Origin of the sequence: Geobacillus sp. Y412MC52, assembly GCF_000174795.2 — a bacterium.
In the GTDB taxonomy this organism is placed as follows: Bacteria; Bacillota; Bacilli; order Bacillales; family Anoxybacillaceae; genus Geobacillus; species Geobacillus thermoleovorans.
Window position 1 is genome coordinate 1,017,687 of record NC_014915.1, and the last position, 14,512, is coordinate 1,032,198.

The window sequence follows — 14,512 nt, forward strand, 5'->3', positions numbered from 1 at the left end:
TTGCGGGCATCCCTTTTTGTTTGCGGATGGATGGCCGTCATTTCAACGTGGCCGGCGCCGTTTCCCCGGCTGAATGGTCGGCGGCTTTTACCGGCGCGCGGCGGGTGCGGAGCGCCAAAAGCAATAAATAGCTGAGCACACCGAACAGGCAGGAAATGAAAAAGGCATGCGCCAAGGCAATGTATAAATTCAGCTGCGTAAAAACGACAAGCGCTCCGGTTGTCATTTGCGCGAGCACGAGCAAAAGAGCGATGAGCCATCCGTAGTAGATGACCGGCTGTTCGCGATAATGGCGCACGGCGTGTATGGCGGCAGCAGCGATCCAAATGATGATGACAAGAGCGGCCAATCGATGCCCCATCTGCACCCATTCATGAAACTGAACCGGGAGGAGGCGCGTTTTCGCGCAAAGCGGCCAGCTCGGACAAGCAAGGCTGGCGTTCGTATGGCGCACGAGCGCCCCGGTGTAGACGACGATGTATGAGTATATGGTGATGCCGTAAATATGAAACCGCATTTTGCCGTCAAGCGAAAGGGAAGCGGCGGAAAACGTTTTGTCGATTTCAAAAATCAATAGCGTCAACAGCAACACAGCGGCAAACGAAATGAGCGAAATGCCGAAATGCAAGGCGAGGACGAAATCGGACTGCCCCCACACGACCGCGGCGGCGCCGATCAGCCCTTGCAAGACGAGAAAGACAAACGATATGACAGCTAAAAACTTCGTCTCCCGCACATGGCCAATGGCTCTCCACGACCAGATGGAAAGGATGAGCACCATGATGCCGGCAAGGCCGGAAACGAGTCGATGGCTCAGCTCGATGATGAGCTCAGGCGTAATGTGATCCGGCACCCATTGGCCGTTGCACAGCGGCCATGATCGGCCGCACCCCATGCCGGATCCGGTTTTGGTCACAAGCGCTCCGCCAATTAAAACAAACAACATTGCCAACGTGGTTGCCGAGGCAAACCATTTGAGTGAACGTTGCAAAATCTTCACCTTCTTGTATTGAGAAACTGTGATTTTGTCCATATTAGTAAAGTGATGGATTTTATTGCAGCCAACCGTGCTGCCAAGCCAAATCTATTTTACACGATGGCGGCCGGAAACACAAAATGACGTTTGCATATTGAATAAGTCGATTAAGTTTGCTAGAAATATTAATGGGACAAGCGAATGAGCCGTTTTGGGTGCGCGCATTCAAAAATTTGACACAAATTATTCAAAAAAAGTTCACATGATGAGGAAAAAATGTGATTTAATATAAAGAGGAAACAGCCCGTTTTTGCTATTTGGCGTTGGAAAGAATTTCAGGCAACATCACGGCGCCGGCCGGGCAAGGAGCGGCGCAGCGAGGAGGAACAGGAGACATGGCCGAATTGAAAGCGGTGCACCAGGATGCGGCCGATGCCGGTCATCGCTCGCATGTGAGCGTCAAGGCAGTTTGGAGAGAGTTGTCGTCTGTTGTGAAAATCGGAATCGTCAATTCCAATTTGATTACGACGTTCGCCGGAATGTGGCTGGCGTTTTATTTTACTGGGGAACACTTTTTGGAGAACCTGCATCTTGTCTTTTTCACACTGTTTGGAGCAGCGCTTGTCATTGCGGGTTCATGCGCCATCAACAACTACATTGACCGCGACATTGATCAATATATGGAGCGAACGAAAGCACGCCCGACCGTCACCGGGACGATGGATCCGCGGCGGGTGCTTTGGCTTGGGATTGGTCTTGTCGCAATCGGCGAGATGAGCTTGCTTATGACAACGGTTACGGCTGCCGTCGTTGGATTGATCGGTATGGTGACATACGTCTTTTTATACACGCTTTGGACGAAGCGCCATTATACGATCAACACCGTTGTCGGCAGCATTTCCGGCGCGGTGCCGCCGGTCATCGGCTGGACGGCGGTCGATCCGGAGTTTCATATTGTTCCGCTCATCCTGTTTTTAATCATGTTTTTGTGGCAGCCGCCGCACTTTTTGGCGTTGGCGATGAAGCGATGCGAAGAATACCGTGCAGCCGGCATCCCGATGCTGCCGGTCGTCCATGGATTCGCCATGACGAAGCGGCAAATCATCGTTTGGGTGGCATGTTTGCTGCCGTTGCCGTTTTACTTGTTCTCGCTTGGCGTTCCATTTTTAGTCGTGGCCACGCTGCTCAATGTCGGCTGGCTGCTGCTGGGATTGGCGGGTTTGAAAATGAAAGATGACATCAAATGGGCGAAGTGGATGTTCGTCTATTCGCTCAACTATTTGACGATTTTGTTCGTGGCGATGGTCATCGCGACGCTTTGGTGAATTAAGATAAAATTCTTTCTTTAGTGAAAGAATTTATATATATCCATCACATCAAAGAAAGAAAGAGGGGTTTGATTAGGCTATGAACAAGGGGCTCTGTAACTGGCGCTTATTTTCCCTGTTCGGGATGATGGCGCTGTTGCTCGCTGGCTGCGGCAAGCCGTTTTTATCGACGCTCCAGCCCGCCGGTGAAGTAGCGGACATGCAGTATTCGCTCATGTTGTTGAGCACGACGATCATGGTTTTGGTCATTGTCGTCGTGGCGATCATCTTCGTTTACGTTGTCATCCGCTTCCGGCGGCGCAAGGGGGAAGAAAATAAAATCCCGAAGCAAGTGGAAGGGAACCATAAACTGGAAATTATCTGGACTGTCATTCCGATCATCCTCTTGCTCATTTTGGCCGTGCCGACGGTATCAACCACGTTTAAACTGGCTGATGTCAAGGCGATGAATGACAAAAAACGCGATAAGGATACAGTTGTCGTCAATGTTCGCGCCAACCAATACTGGTGGGAGTTTGAATATCCGGATTACGGCATTATCACGAGCCAAGACTTGGTCGTGCCGACGAATGAAAAAGTGTATTTCAACTTGATTGCGTCGGATGTCAAACATTCGTTCTGGATTCCGGCGGTCGGCGGCAAAATGGATACGAACACCGACAACAAAAACCAATTTTGGCTTGTTTTTGACCAAAAGGCGACCGATAAAGCCGGCGGCGTCTTTTACGGCAAATGTGCGGAGCTTTGCGGTCCGTCCCATGCGCTGATGGATTTTAAAGTTCGGCCGTTGCCGCGCGACCAATTTGACGTCTGGGTGAAAAAGATGCAAAATGCGAAAAAACCGGTTGTCACCGATCCGGTCGCCAAAGAAGGGGAAGCGATTTTCAATAAAAGCTGTATTGGCTGCCATGCGGTGACGCCTGTGGACAAGCGTCCGGTGCAAGCGCGCACGGCGCCGAACTTGGCGAACTTTGGCGATCGCGAACGAATCGCCGGTATTTTGGAGCATAACGAAGAAAATCTGAAAAAATGGCTGAGAGACCCGAACAGCGTGAAGCCTGGAAATAAAATGGCGGGTACATATGGCCACTTGACGGAAGAGCAAATTGATGCATTGACGAAATATTTGATGAGCTTAAAAGTGGAATAAAGCATGAGAAGGAGGTTTCACCGTGAGTACGATCGCGCGCAAAAAGGGTGTTGGCGCCGTTTTGTGGGATTACTTGACAACGGTCGACCATAAAAAAATCGCCCATCTGTACTTGATTGCCGGCGGGTTTTTCTTCCTGCTCGGCGGTCTCGAGGCGTTGTTCATCCGCATTCAGCTCGCCAAGCCGAACAACGATTTCCTTGTCGGCGGGTTGTATAACGAAGTGTTGACGATGCATGGGACGACGATGATTTTCTTGGCTGCGATGCCGCTTATTTTCGCCTTTATGAACGCAGTTGTGCCGCTGCAGATCGGCGCGCGCGACGTCGCGTTCCCGTTTTTGAACGCTCTTGGATTCTGGATGTTTTTCTTCGGCGGTTTGTTTTTGAACTGTTCATGGTTTTTAGGCGGCGCACCGGACGCTGGTTGGACGTCGTATGCGTCGCTGTCGCTTGACTCAAAAGCGCATCATGGCATCGACTTTTATACGCTCGGGCTGCAAATTTCCGGTTTCGGAACGATCATGGGTGCCATTAACTTTCTGGTGACGATCATCAACATGCGCGCTCCGGGCATGACGTTTATGCGCATGCCGATGTTCACATGGGCGACGTTTGTGACGTCGGCGCTCATCTTGTTTGCATTTCCACCGCTGACGGTCGGTTTGATTTTCATGATGATGGACCGGCTGTTTGGCGGCAACTTCTTTAACCCCGCTGCCGGCGGCAATACGATCATCTGGGAGCACTTGTTCTGGGTGTTCGGCCATCCAGAGGTATATATTTTAATCTTGCCATCGTTCGGCATTTTCTCGGAAATTTTTGCGACGTTCTCGCGCAAGCGGCTGTTCGGTTATTCGTCAATGGTGTTTGCGACCGTGCTCATCGCCTTTTTCGGGTTCATGGTGTGGGCGCACCATATGTTCACGGTCGGGATGGGGCCGATTGCGAACGCCATCTTTGCCGTCGCGACGATGGCGATCGCCGTTCCAACGGGGATCAAGATTTTCAACTGGCTGTTTACGATGTGGGGCGGAAGCATCAAGTTTACAACGCCGATGCATTATGCCGTCGCCTTCATCCCGTCGTTCGTCATGGGCGGGGTGACTGGGGTTATGCTGTCGGCGGCGGCGGCGGACTACCAATACCATGACAGCTATTTCGTTGTCGCGCACTTCCATTACGTCATCGTCGGCGGGGTTGTGTTTGCTTTGCTTGCCGGCACGCATTACTGGTGGCCGAAAATGTTTGGCCGCATGTTGAACGAAACGCTTGGCAAAATGACATTCTGGCTGTTCTTTATCGGTTTCCATTTAACGTTCTTTATCCAACATTTCCTTGGTTTAACAGGAATGCCGCGCCGCGTCTTCACATACTTGCCGAACCAAGGATGGGAGACAGGGAACTTCGTCAGTACGGTCGGTGCGTTCTTTATGGCGGCTGCCACGATTATTTTACTTATTAACATTGTGGTAACGACAGCAAAAGGCGAAAAAGTGCCGGGCGATGCATGGGGCGACGGCCGCACGCTCGAATGGGCGATCGCTTCGCCGCCGCCGGTGTACAACTTTGCGCAAACACCGCTTGTCCGCGGCTTGGATGCTTTCTGGCTCGAAAAAATGGAAGGCAAAAAAGAATTGACGCCAGCTGAACCGCTTGGCGACATCCATATGCCGAATTCGTCGTTTTTGCCGTTTGTCATTGCGTTCGGCCTGTTTGTCGCCGCCTTCGGCTTTACGTATCATAACGACGCCGGATGGGGCTTGCCGGTCGGCATTCTTGGCCTGCTCATTACGCTCGGTTCGATGTTCTTGCGCTCGGTGATCGATGATCACGGCTTCCACATCCACAAAGAAGAAGTGCTTGAACTTGAGAAGAAGGGGGCGAACGCCTGATGCATGCAGAGGAAAAATTGACGGCCGAGACGTTTCCGGCCGCGCCGGAACGCGCCACCCTTGAGGGGAAAAATAAGTTTCTCGGCTTCTGGCTCTTTTTAGGCGGAGAGACGGTGCTGTTCGCCTCTCTCTTCGCCACCTATTTGGCGCTGAAAGATAAAACGAACGGCGGCCCTTCGGCGGAAGAACTGTTCCAAATGCCGGTTGTGTTCATGGCAACGATGCTGTTGCTAACAAGCAGCTTGACGAGCGTGTATGCCATTTATCATATGAAAAACTTTGACTTTAAAAAGATGCAGCTCTGGTTTGGCATTACCGTTTTGCTTGGCGCCGGCTTTTTGGGCTTGGAAATTTACGAGTTCAATGAATATGTGCATGAAGGCCATAAGTTTACGACGAGCGCCTTCGCTTCAGCGTTCTACACGCTCGTTGGCACGCACGGAAGCCACGTCGCGTTCGGATTGCTTTGGATTTTGACGCTCATGATTCGCAACGCTAAGCGTGGGTTGAATTTATACAACGCCCCGAAATTTTACGTCGCAAGCCTGTATTGGCACTTCATCGACGTCGTCTGGGTGTTCATTTTTACCGTTGTATACTTGATGGGAATGGTGGGGTGAACGTATGGCGAATCAAACGAATTCAGGAAATGAACGCGTCGATTTGGCGTATCGCCGGCGGAAAAACGCGGAAGAGATGCGCCATCAAATGATTGCATTCGTTTTGATGATTTTGTTGACGCTCATCGCCTTCGCCGCCGTTGGTTACGAAGAGTTTTCCCATTGGTTTGTCGTTCCGTTTATTTTGCTTTTAGCCGCCGTGCAGGTCGCATTCCAGCTTTATTATTTCATGCATATGAGCCATAAAGGCCACGAATTCCCGGCGATGTTTATTTACGGCGGTGTGGCGGTTATGCTTCTACTTGTTTGGGCGTTTACAACAGTCATTTGGTGGTAAGAAAAGGGGGAATCGGTTTTGCGCCGGTTTCCCCTTTTTTCAATAGCCCTGGCGCGGCGTCGTGTAGTATAATGGGAAAGGACAAATCAGGAGGGGATTCGTATGTTTCAATCGCTGCAAATGTTTGGCCCCGTTGCCCTTTGGAGTCCGTTTTTTTTGCTTGTGTTAGCGGCGGTTGCATTGCTGTACATTGGGATCACCGGGCCATGGCGGCAGCGTTTCGGCCTCGGTGATGCCGTTTCGGGGAAGCAGAAAGCATATTTTTTGACCGGGATGGCGCTTCTTTATATATGCAAAGGGTCTCCGTTGGATTTGATGGGCCATTTGACGTTCACCGCCCATATGGTGCAAATGGCAGTGCTGTATTTGATCGTGCCGCAATGCTTTATTTTAGGCATTCCGGCGCCGCTTTATGAGCGAGCGTTCCGCATCGCAGCGGTGCGCCGCGTGTTTCGGCTGTTGACAAAGCCGATTGTGGCGCTGCTGCTGTTTAACGGTTTGTTTTCGCTTTATCATGTTCCATTCATTTTTGACGCCGTAAAAATGAATATGTGGCTGCATGCCTTTGTTACCTCGGTCATTTTCGTTGCCGCGTTTTGCATGTGGTGGCCGCTTGTTAATAAACTTCCTGAGTGGCAAACATTGTCCGGCTTAAAAAAAATGGGTTACATTTTCGCTGACGGCATGCTGTTGACCCCGGCTTGCGCGCTCATCATTTTTACCGATACGCCGCTTTATGCGACGTATACGGACCCGAAAGCATGGATGGCCGCGCTGGCTCTATGCGTTCCTCAAGGGACGCTGGCTTCGCTTGATTTGACCGGGCCGCAAATGTTTTTATCGATGTCCCCGCTCCATGACCAGCAGCTCGGCGGAGTGTTGATGAAAATCATCCAGGAAATCGTGTACGGGACGATGCTGTTCTTCATCTTCACCGAATGGTATCGGAAGGAGCGGGAGAAAGAGCCAAGCATGGATATGGAGCTGCGGCCGACCAAACTGTAAAGCGCGGTTGGCCGCTAAACGATGAACAAAGAAGAAAGGGAGAGAAGCGATGGCCGTTTTACCGACAATCAGCACGAGCTGCATCGTGATCAGCGCTTTGCTTGTTGCTTATGGGTGGTATTTGATCAGCCGCAGGCGGATCGAAGCGCATAAAAAGGTGATGCTGACGGCAGCGGTGTTTGCTTTGCTGTTTTTCACCATTTACATGTCGCGGACGTTGTTTATCGGCAATACGAGCTTTGGCGGGCCGGAGAACGTCAAAGTGTACTATACGCTGTTTCTTATTTTCCATATTGTGCTGGCGACAGTTGGCGCCGTATTTGGCCTTGTCACGATTTGGACGGGATTGAAAGACAAGAGGGCCCGCCATCGTCGGCTTGGGCCGATCACCAGCATCATTTGGTTTGGCAGCGCCTCAACCGGGGTCGTCGTCTACTGGCTGCTTTATGTCCTCTATCCAGGGGGCCAAACGACGTCGCTCATCAAGGCGGTGCTCGGTTTTTAACCGGCGGGCAAGGAGCAAGGGCAAGGATGGCTGCATAACATATATATAGATGCAACCAAAACGTTTAACATATCTTGGATAGAAAAGCCACTTATCGATTTTTCGACTGTCGAGGGCAAGCCGCAGGCTTGCCCCCGTCACGCCTTGGCGTGACGGACGACCGAACAAACCCCCGCTTCTCAGACCTATACATGGGGCTGAAAGCGGTGTTGTTCGGTCACTCGGCAGTCGGATGCAATGACCGGTAAAAACGAAAAATGTTAAAGCTTTAAATTGCATCTATATAGAATACAACACGCCTGTATAGACGTGATTTTGTGCAGCGGGAGGAGAAGGCGGTGAACACGTTTCGCTATCGGAAACGGAGCGCCGTAGAGGCGACGCTGTTGACAATTGTCATGATGTGTGTGCGCGGCCAGACGGAGGTCGCTCTTGACGATTGTGAGGTGTTCATCACCGTTGCTCAAGGCGAGCGGTGCCGCGTCACTGTCAAGATGTCCATTCGATATGGGGCGCCGGTGATGGAAGTTTGCCGCCAGCTGCAACAGCATATTGCCGAGGAGATCGCCGCGATGACGCCATATGTCGCCGAGGCGGTCGACATTGTTGTCAAACGGTTTGTCATGCCGGAAAAAAACGCATGAGAACCGCGCTCTCATGCGTTTTTTGATTATTCTTTGATTTTTTCAAGCTCGCTTTTGACCTGCGCCAACACGTTTTGGCATTGGCTGACAAGAGAGGACGGAAAATGTTCATCATCGCCGTATTCGACGCCGTGTGGATAGTAATGTTTCCCTAAAATCGGCGTGAGCAGCTTAATGAGTGCATAGCGCGAATCGACATCTCCCTCAATGGCGTATCCTTGAACGCGCAAATAGTAGGTGCCTTCTTTGACGACGTATTTCCGATCGTATGTGACCCGTTCATAATCCCATTGCGCCGCGCGGACAAAGCCGAGGCGCTCCATAATGTCATCAAGGCGGGACAGTTCGACCGTCTGATTTTCCAGTCCGGTATTTTCAAACTTCATCTTTCTTCCTCCTAACAACACAGTATGTAAAAGCGCCAAACAGGAAATCATCCCCTCATTTATAATAGTACGAAAACGGTTTGCTTTTCAACGAATTGTTTGCCATTGTTTCCGTTTCGCTCGCATTTTTTGTGTGATCCGGCGCACAATACGGGTAGAAAGGAGAGACGAAGAATGCAAACGGTACGGGACGTCATGTCAACGGATGTGCAATATTGCACGCCCCTTGACAATCTCTACGAAGTGGCGGTAAAAATGCGCGATTTCAACGTCGGGGCGATTCCGATTGTCGATGACGGCCGCCTTGTCGGAATGATTACCGACCGCGATATTGTCGTGCGCGGCATGGCTGAAAAACGTCCCGGTTCGACTGCGGTGACGGAAGTGATGAGCCGCGATCTCGTCACGCTTTCCCCGGACGATTCGGTGCAAAAGGCAGCAGATATGATGGCACGTCACCAAATTCGCCGCCTCCCGGTCGTAGAAAACGGGCGTTTGGTCGGCATCATCTCGATCGGCGATTTGGCGACGAACCGCTATTCTGATGAACGCGCGGGTCGTGCGTTAAGCGAGATTTCCGAACAAGACGCCATCCATTGACAAACGCAACGGACACGGCTTCTTTCGAGGAGGAGCGCTCTTTTTGGGTGTCCTCTTTTTTTTGCCTCTAAAAAACGGCTATAATGGCAATAAGGAGATTGCGCAGAAAGCGGGAGTTGCCGTGTGAAATGGTTTTTCCTTTTTTTGTTTTTCTTGATTGGATTGTATTATTTTGTGCCGAGTCCGCCGCCCCCGAGCCCCCCGGAGCAGCCAAAGACGAATCGATACATGTTGAAAGAGCCGAAGGCGACGGCCGGCATCGTTGCGTTGATCGGGCAATCGGCGCAAGAGGCGAAAAAACTGCTTGGCGCTCCAGACCGAATCGACCCGTCAGCTTACGGATATGACTGGTGGGTGTACAGCCGTCGACCCGAGTCGTACGTGCAGATTGGCATCTTGCGCGGTCGCGTCGTCACCGCCCTTGTCGGCGGAGAGAAGGTGAACGTTGAACCGTTTGCGGTCGGCCAGCGGTTGCAGGCGATTTTTCAAACGATGCCGGTGCTATCGAACATTGAGATTAAGCTAGGCAGCGGGACATACCGGTTTGAGCTGTCTGAACAAGATTACTCATCAAGGCCGGTTGTCAAAGTTGGCAGCGTCTACGCTCAGCTGTATGTTGACCGCTTTACCGGCGAGGTGGCGGCGATCCGCCTGATGGATGCAGAAACGTTCGTCAAGTTGCGGCCGTACGAGCTCGTTTACCGCGGCAGCCTGCCGGCGGCCGCGCCGCTGTCGGAAGAAAAGCGACAGGCTGTTGATGCGGCCAACGCGAAGCAAATTTTTGACTGGACGAATTTGATCCGCCGTCGCCATGGGCTTTCCTCTCTCATGTGGGATGACAAGGCCGCTGCCGCCGCGGAAAAACATAGCCGAGATATGCATGATCACCGGTTTTTCTCCCATGAGTCGCCGCAGTATGGCGATTTATCGAAGCGGCTTGGCGCGCTTCACATTCCGTTCCAGCTTGCCGGGGAAAATATCGCCGCCCATCAAGTCGATGGCGTTGAGGCGACCATCGGATGGCTGAACAGCCAAAACCATCGGAACATTATGTTGAATGAAGAGTTCACCCGCTTGGGCGTTGGCGTCTACGCCGATTACTATACGCAAAACTTCTTTACGCCGCTCTAAAAATTGGGCGCACCTCTCTTTGTTGGATGCGATATGATATGGCAGATAGGCATGAGTGGACGAAAGGGATGAGAACCGCCATGGTCAAGCCTCTGCATCCTTCCGTTGAACAGTTTAAACAGTTTGTGAAAAAACATCCAAAAATCATCCAAGAGGTGCGCAGTGGCAAAAAGACGTGGAAACAAGTGTATGAGGATTGGTATTTGTTCGGGGAAGACGATGACATATGGGAGCCGTATCGGGAAACAAACGGTGCGGCAAAAGAGGAGGAAAAAGGAACGAACAAATGGCTCGATAAGCTCGCGGCTATGCTTGGACAGATCGATGCAGCCGATGTGCAAAAACATTTGGCGAATGTCCAGCAGGCGATCGCGGCGATCCAAAGCATTCTTTCCGAATTTCAAGGGGCCGGTCAAGAACAAAGAAACAAAGAAGCGCATCCGTTTTCGTTCCGCAAAGATTAAAGGGTGGTGGCGATGAGGAAAGATGTATGGCAATATGTGCAAGGAACACCGATGTTGCGCGCGTTTTTGCGCGAACAGCCGCGCTGGTACCGGCTCCTTGCCCGCCGTCCGCATGAACTGTCGACGTTCCAATTGGCCGCCTTGCGCCACTATGAGCTGACGATCCCTGACAAAGTGGAAAAAATCTCCCAATCGTTGCAAATGGCGTCGCTTATGTGGCAAATGTTTAAAGCCATGCGCGACTAATCGGGCGGCCAATGGCAAAGACTAGTTTCGAAAGGGAGTGATGTCTTTGCCAAAGTGGTTCGCATGGTTTGCGGTTGTCATATTGCTTGCGGCGTATGCCTTCTTTGAGCCGGCGCCGTCGTCCTCCGCTCACGCCGAAGCAGTGGGCGGTCCGCTTCAGGTGAAGCATGAAGTGAAAGGAAGTGACGTATTCATTGAATGTGTTGCCGTCCACTTTCCGTTCCGCAAAGGGAGCGGCGGCGGACACATTAATGTCTATGTCAACGGGCAAAAAATGACGGAAGTATACACGGCCGCCTTTATCGTGCGCGGTTTGCCGAGCGGGAAACATACCATCCGTCTTGAGCTCGTCTACAATGATGGGAAAGCAACCGGCATGACGCACGAATTTGACGTCGCCATCCGATAGAGATGACGATGATCGTTTAAAAGGCGGACAGAGGCGATTCGGCACAGTCTGGATCGCCTTTTTTGTTTGCTTCTTTTCTATCTCTTTCCTTTTCATTTTCTTTTCGTTCATGGTATGATGGATAATGGAGGTGCCATTTGGTGAAGATTGCGACTCTCGAGCGCATCGAGATTTTAGATAAAGCAGAAGCGTTGGCCAAAATGATTGTCGAGTCGGACGTGGCGGACGAATATCGCCGCGCCTTTTGGCGGCTGAAGCAAGACCGCCGCGCCCAGCAGCTGATCGCTCGCTTTGTCAAGCTGAAGGAGCGCTACGAAGAAGTGCAGCGCTTCGGAAAATACCATCCTGATTACCGCGACGTGATGAAAGAAGTGCGCGAAGCGAAGCGGGAGCTCGATTTGCATGAGACGGTCGCCGCCTTTAAGGAGGCGGAGAAGGCGATGCAAGAGTTGCTTGATGAGATCAGCGTGCTGATCGGCAAAGCGGTGTCCGAACATGTGAAAGTGCCGACCGGAAATCCGTACTTTTTGTCGGCGGGCTGTTCCGGTGGCTGCGGGGCGGGCGGAAGCTGCGGCTGCCGCACATAAAAAAGGGGAAGGGACTATGTTTCCAAAACGGCAAGGGATTATCGTTTGGCTTCATTCGCTGAAATATGGGAAACAGTTGCGCAAGTTCGGCAACATTCATTACATTTCCAAACGGCTGAAGTATGCTGTTCTGTATTGTGATATGGAGCAAGTCGACCATGTAATGAAAAAGCTCGCCTCGCTTCCGTTCGTCAAGCGGGTCGAGCCGTCGTACCGCCCATTTTTAAAACTGGAATTTGAATCGAAAGGGGAGAAGGAAAAAGACTCCCCGTATCCGCTTGGATAAAGGAAAACAGCGGGTCGAAAAAAAGCCGGCACCGGCTTTCCGGCCCGCTGTTTCTTTGTTTACTGCAGCGGCGGGATGAAGCGATTCATCCGCATAATGCCGATCAAATGTTGGTAATATAAATCGAGTTCAGCGAACATCGTCGATGGCTTAACATCAAGGTGAATGACGTCCATGCCCAGCTCCTTTGCGGTTTCCATAAATAGTTCGTACCGTTTGTTTGGCTTGACGGACGGATCGGGAATGCCTTCACGGCAAATGTAAAGTGGTTGGAAATCGCCGGGGTCCGTCGGATGAAGGACAATGGCCAAGGAGACAACCGCCTGGCCTTTTTTCACCGTATGGAAGACAAAGAATCCGGATAAACGATGGCGGTTGGCCTTCGCCAATGCAATCAGCTCATATATATCGGAATATCCTTCGCCAAGTTCGATAAATCGTTGGATCATGAATCGTTCCCCCTTGCAAGCATCGTCCACCCTTAACTTTACCGGCCATCTTCGCGAATTGCAATCAAAAAAAAACCTTGCGGAAATGAACCCGCAAGGCCCTTTCCAGTTCCTTGCCTCCGCGCAGGGCGGAACAAGGATCGGAAAGAATAAAGAAAAGGGAGAGGAGAAACCGGAGGAAGAACTTATGGGGAAACGTAAGTCTTCTCCGTCACTGGCAACAACGCGTCAAGCGTGTTGCCATTACTCATTATGGACCGTTTGCCGATTTCTATACATGAATGGCGAAAAAATTCCGTAGTTTGACGATCATCAACTTTATGGTAAGATTACCATGAAAACAACGAATCAAATGGATGACAAGGCACCTTGAAACGGTGAATTGGGTGAAGATGATGAGAGTCATTTCCGGAACATGCAAAGGACGGCGTCTGCAAGCGGTTCCAGGGATGTCGACGCGGCCGACGACCGATAAAGTCAAAGAAGCGATATTTAATATGATCGGGCCATATTTCTCAGGCGGCAACGGTCTTGATTTGTTTGCTGGCAGCGGCGGCTTGGGCATCGAGGCGCTCAGCCGAGGAATCGAGCGCGTCATTTTCGTCGATCATGACAGGAAAGCGGTGCAGACGGTCCGAAAAAACGTGGCGGCCTGCGGGCTTGAGAAGCGGGCGGAAATTTACTGCAACGACGCTGAGCGGGCGCTGAAGGCGGTAGCGAAGCGCGGCCTCCGCTTTGCGGTTATTTTCCTTGATCCGCCGTACAAAGAGAAACAGTGGCCGACGTTGCTGTCGTCGATCGCCGAGCGTCAGTTGCTGGAGCCGCGCGGCGTCGTCGTCGCTGAACACTCGGCGGAGGCGGAGCTGCCGGAGGAGGTCGGCGGCCTGACACGATGGAAGCGGGAAACATACGGTATCACCGGTGTGACGATTTATAGATGGGAAGGGGATGGAAGCGATGGCGAGCATTGCGGTTTGCCCCGGGAGCTTTGACCCTGTGACGTACGGGCATTTGGATATTATTAAACGAGGGGCGAAAGTGTTTGATCAAGTGTATGTGGCGGTGTTGAACAACTCGTCGAAAAAGCCGCTGTTTACTGTCGAGGAGCGGATCGAGCTGCTTCGTGAGGTGACGCGGACGCTTCCGAACGTCCATGTCGAAGCGTTTCACGGCCTGCTTGTTGATTACGCCCGCAGCAAAAAAGCGAATGCCATTTTGCGCGGCTTGCGCGCTGTGTCCGATTTCGAATACGAAATGCAAATTACGTCGATGAACCGCGTTCTTGATGAAAACATTGAAACGTTTTTTATGATGACGAACAGCCAGTATGCGTTTTTAAGCTCGAGCATCGTCAAAGAAGTGGCGAAATACAACGGCGATATTTCCGAGCTCGTGCCCCCGGTTGTTGAGCAGGCGCTGAAGCGGAAATTTGCGTCCACGGCCGCTGATTGACGCTTCCTTATGAAGCCGCTTAAGCGAACGTTGCAGTCGGCGC

The 14,512-nt window shown here is 51.6% G+C and carries 20 protein-coding genes; 17 read left to right on the top strand and 3 right to left on the bottom strand.

The genetic code is table 11. The features are described 5' to 3' along the window. Positions 1 to 37 precede the first annotated feature (37 nt). The gene (locus GYMC52_RS05135; RefSeq protein ID WP_013523318.1) at positions 38 to 991 is read right to left on the bottom strand and encodes a COX15/CtaA family protein; all 954 of its coding nucleotides are present in this window, start codon (positions 989 to 991) and stop codon (positions 38 to 40) included. Between the two features lie 380 nt (positions 992 to 1,371). Between GYMC52_RS05135 and cyoE the strand changes: the two genes are divergently transcribed. The 8 genes from cyoE (at position 1,372) to GYMC52_RS05175 (ending at position 8,459) form a co-directional block, all read left to right on the top strand. Further along, positions 1,372 to 2,301 (top strand): heme o synthase, encoded by a 930-nt coding sequence (cyoE, locus tag GYMC52_RS05140; RefSeq protein WP_013145880.1) that lies wholly within the window; start codon positions 1,372 to 1,374, stop codon positions 2,299 to 2,301. A gap of 82 nt (positions 2,302 to 2,383) precedes the next feature. Beyond that, a complete protein-coding gene (gene coxB / locus GYMC52_RS05145; RefSeq protein ID WP_013523319.1) occupies positions 2,384 to 3,454 on the top strand; it encodes a cytochrome c oxidase subunit II in 1,071 nt (356 codons plus the stop codon). A gap of 22 nt (positions 3,455 to 3,476) precedes the next feature. Continuing rightward, positions 3,477 to 5,348 carry a cytochrome c oxidase subunit I gene (ctaD, locus tag GYMC52_RS05150; RefSeq protein ID WP_013523320.1) on the top strand — a complete coding sequence of 624 codons (1,872 nt, stop codon included), beginning with the start codon at positions 3,477 to 3,479 and terminating at the stop codon, positions 5,346 to 5,348. Then, positions 5,348 to 5,968 carry a cytochrome c oxidase subunit III gene (gene ctaE, locus GYMC52_RS05155; RefSeq protein ID WP_011230584.1) on the top strand — a complete coding sequence of 207 codons (621 nt, stop codon included), beginning with the start codon at positions 5,348 to 5,350 and terminating at the stop codon, positions 5,966 to 5,968. The genes ctaD and ctaE overlap by 1 nt, the downstream gene beginning before the upstream one ends. Before the next feature lie 4 nt (positions 5,969 to 5,972). Beyond that, positions 5,973 to 6,305: a cytochrome c oxidase subunit IVB gene (ctaF, locus tag GYMC52_RS05160; protein WP_013145877.1), complete on the top strand. Its 333-nt coding sequence runs from the start codon at positions 5,973 to 5,975 to the stop codon at positions 6,303 to 6,305. Positions 6,306 to 6,407: 102 nt separating this feature from the next. Next, positions 6,408 to 7,310: a cytochrome c oxidase assembly factor CtaG gene (gene ctaG / locus GYMC52_RS05165; protein WP_013523321.1), complete on the top strand. Its 903-nt coding sequence runs from the start codon at positions 6,408 to 6,410 to the stop codon at positions 7,308 to 7,310. A 49-nt stretch (positions 7,311 to 7,359) separates the two neighbouring features. After that, entirely contained in the window at positions 7,360 to 7,815 is a 456-nt protein-coding gene (locus tag GYMC52_RS05170) for a DUF420 domain-containing protein (protein ID WP_011230587.1), read from the top strand. Positions 7,816 to 8,153: 338 nt separating this feature from the next. Continuing rightward, positions 8,154 to 8,459, top strand: a complete 306-nt coding sequence (locus GYMC52_RS05175) for an Asp23/Gls24 family envelope stress response protein (RefSeq protein WP_013523322.1) — start codon at positions 8,154 to 8,156, stop codon at positions 8,457 to 8,459. A gap of 26 nt (positions 8,460 to 8,485) precedes the next feature. Here the strand turns inward: GYMC52_RS05175 and GYMC52_RS05180 are convergent, their stop codons facing one another. Next, the gene (locus GYMC52_RS05180) at positions 8,486 to 8,845 is read right to left on the bottom strand and encodes a YugN family protein (protein ID WP_013523323.1); all 360 of its coding nucleotides are present in this window, start codon (positions 8,843 to 8,845) and stop codon (positions 8,486 to 8,488) included. Positions 8,846 to 9,019: 174 nt separating this feature from the next. Here GYMC52_RS05180 and GYMC52_RS05185 point away from each other — a divergent pair, with 174 nt between their 5' ends. The 7 genes from GYMC52_RS05185 (at position 9,020) to GYMC52_RS05215 (ending at position 12,568) form a co-directional block, all read left to right on the top strand. Beyond that, complete coding sequence (locus GYMC52_RS05185) at positions 9,020 to 9,445, top strand: CBS domain-containing protein (protein WP_013523324.1); 426 nt, start codon at positions 9,020 to 9,022, stop codon at positions 9,443 to 9,445. A gap of 123 nt (positions 9,446 to 9,568) precedes the next feature. After that, positions 9,569 to 10,576 (top strand): CAP domain-containing protein, encoded by a 1,008-nt coding sequence (locus GYMC52_RS05190; RefSeq protein ID WP_013523325.1) that lies wholly within the window; start codon positions 9,569 to 9,571, stop codon positions 10,574 to 10,576. Positions 10,577 to 10,656: 80 nt separating this feature from the next. Then, positions 10,657 to 11,040 carry a YlbD family protein gene (locus tag GYMC52_RS05195; RefSeq protein WP_013145871.1) on the top strand — a complete coding sequence of 128 codons (384 nt, stop codon included), beginning with the start codon at positions 10,657 to 10,659 and terminating at the stop codon, positions 11,038 to 11,040. Positions 11,041 to 11,052: 12 nt separating this feature from the next. Further along, positions 11,053 to 11,286: a YlbE-like family protein gene (locus GYMC52_RS05200; RefSeq protein ID WP_013145870.1), complete on the top strand. Its 234-nt coding sequence runs from the start codon at positions 11,053 to 11,055 to the stop codon at positions 11,284 to 11,286. Between the two features lie 40 nt (positions 11,287 to 11,326). Continuing rightward, positions 11,327 to 11,695 (top strand): hypothetical protein, encoded by a 369-nt coding sequence (locus GYMC52_RS05205; RefSeq protein ID WP_013145869.1) that lies wholly within the window; start codon positions 11,327 to 11,329, stop codon positions 11,693 to 11,695. A gap of 140 nt (positions 11,696 to 11,835) precedes the next feature. Continuing rightward, entirely contained in the window at positions 11,836 to 12,282 is a 447-nt protein-coding gene (locus GYMC52_RS05210; protein WP_011230595.1) for a YlbF family regulator, read from the top strand. Between the two features lie 16 nt (positions 12,283 to 12,298). Next, positions 12,299 to 12,568: a YlbG family protein gene (locus GYMC52_RS05215; protein WP_011230596.1), complete on the top strand. Its 270-nt coding sequence runs from the start codon at positions 12,299 to 12,301 to the stop codon at positions 12,566 to 12,568. Between the two features lie 59 nt (positions 12,569 to 12,627). Here the strand turns inward: GYMC52_RS05215 and GYMC52_RS05220 are convergent, their stop codons facing one another. After that, a complete protein-coding gene (locus tag GYMC52_RS05220; protein ID WP_013523326.1) occupies positions 12,628 to 13,017 on the bottom strand; it encodes a DUF7147 family protein in 390 nt (129 codons plus the stop codon). A 395-nt stretch (positions 13,018 to 13,412) separates the two neighbouring features. On the opposite strand from GYMC52_RS05220, the gene rsmD reads away from it, so the two are divergent. After that, positions 13,413 to 14,009 carry a 16S rRNA (guanine(966)-N(2))-methyltransferase RsmD gene (gene rsmD / locus GYMC52_RS05225; RefSeq protein WP_015731677.1) on the top strand — a complete coding sequence of 199 codons (597 nt, stop codon included), beginning with the start codon at positions 13,413 to 13,415 and terminating at the stop codon, positions 14,007 to 14,009. After that, a complete protein-coding gene (gene coaD, locus GYMC52_RS05230; RefSeq protein WP_011230599.1) occupies positions 13,975 to 14,469 on the top strand; it encodes a pantetheine-phosphate adenylyltransferase in 495 nt (164 codons plus the stop codon). The genes rsmD and coaD overlap by 35 nt, the downstream gene beginning before the upstream one ends. Positions 14,470 to 14,512: the final 43 nt, after the last annotated feature.

Coding starts and splice junctions, on each gene's coding strand:
- cyoE (WP_013145880.1), top strand. CDS start 1,372: ATGGCCGAATTGAAAGCGGTGCACCAGGATGCGGCCGATGCCGGTCAT.
- coxB (WP_013523319.1), top strand. CDS start 2,384: ATGAACAAGGGGCTCTGTAACTGGCGCTTATTTTCCCTGTTCGGGATG.
- ctaE (WP_011230584.1), top strand. CDS start 5,348: ATGCATGCAGAGGAAAAATTGACGGCCGAGACGTTTCCGGCCGCGCCG.
- ctaF (WP_013145877.1), top strand. CDS start 5,973: ATGGCGAATCAAACGAATTCAGGAAATGAACGCGTCGATTTGGCGTAT.
- ctaG (WP_013523321.1), top strand. CDS start 6,408: ATGTTTCAATCGCTGCAAATGTTTGGCCCCGTTGCCCTTTGGAGTCCG.
- GYMC52_RS05170 (WP_011230587.1), top strand. CDS start 7,360: ATGGCCGTTTTACCGACAATCAGCACGAGCTGCATCGTGATCAGCGCT.
- GYMC52_RS05180 (WP_013523323.1), bottom strand. CDS start 8,845: ATGAAGTTTGAAAATACCGGACTGGAAAATCAGACGGTCGAACTGTCC.
- GYMC52_RS05185 (WP_013523324.1), top strand. CDS start 9,020: ATGCAAACGGTACGGGACGTCATGTCAACGGATGTGCAATATTGCACG.
- GYMC52_RS05195 (WP_013145871.1), top strand. CDS start 10,657: ATGGTCAAGCCTCTGCATCCTTCCGTTGAACAGTTTAAACAGTTTGTG.
- GYMC52_RS05200 (WP_013145870.1), top strand. CDS start 11,053: ATGAGGAAAGATGTATGGCAATATGTGCAAGGAACACCGATGTTGCGC.
- GYMC52_RS05205 (WP_013145869.1), top strand. CDS start 11,327: ATGTCTTTGCCAAAGTGGTTCGCATGGTTTGCGGTTGTCATATTGCTT.
- GYMC52_RS05215 (WP_011230596.1), top strand. CDS start 12,299: ATGTTTCCAAAACGGCAAGGGATTATCGTTTGGCTTCATTCGCTGAAA.
- GYMC52_RS05220 (WP_013523326.1), bottom strand. CDS start 13,017: ATGATCCAACGATTTATCGAACTTGGCGAAGGATATTCCGATATATAT.
- rsmD (WP_015731677.1), top strand. CDS start 13,413: ATGAGAGTCATTTCCGGAACATGCAAAGGACGGCGTCTGCAAGCGGTT.
- coaD (WP_011230599.1), top strand. CDS start 13,975: ATGGCGAGCATTGCGGTTTGCCCCGGGAGCTTTGACCCTGTGACGTAC.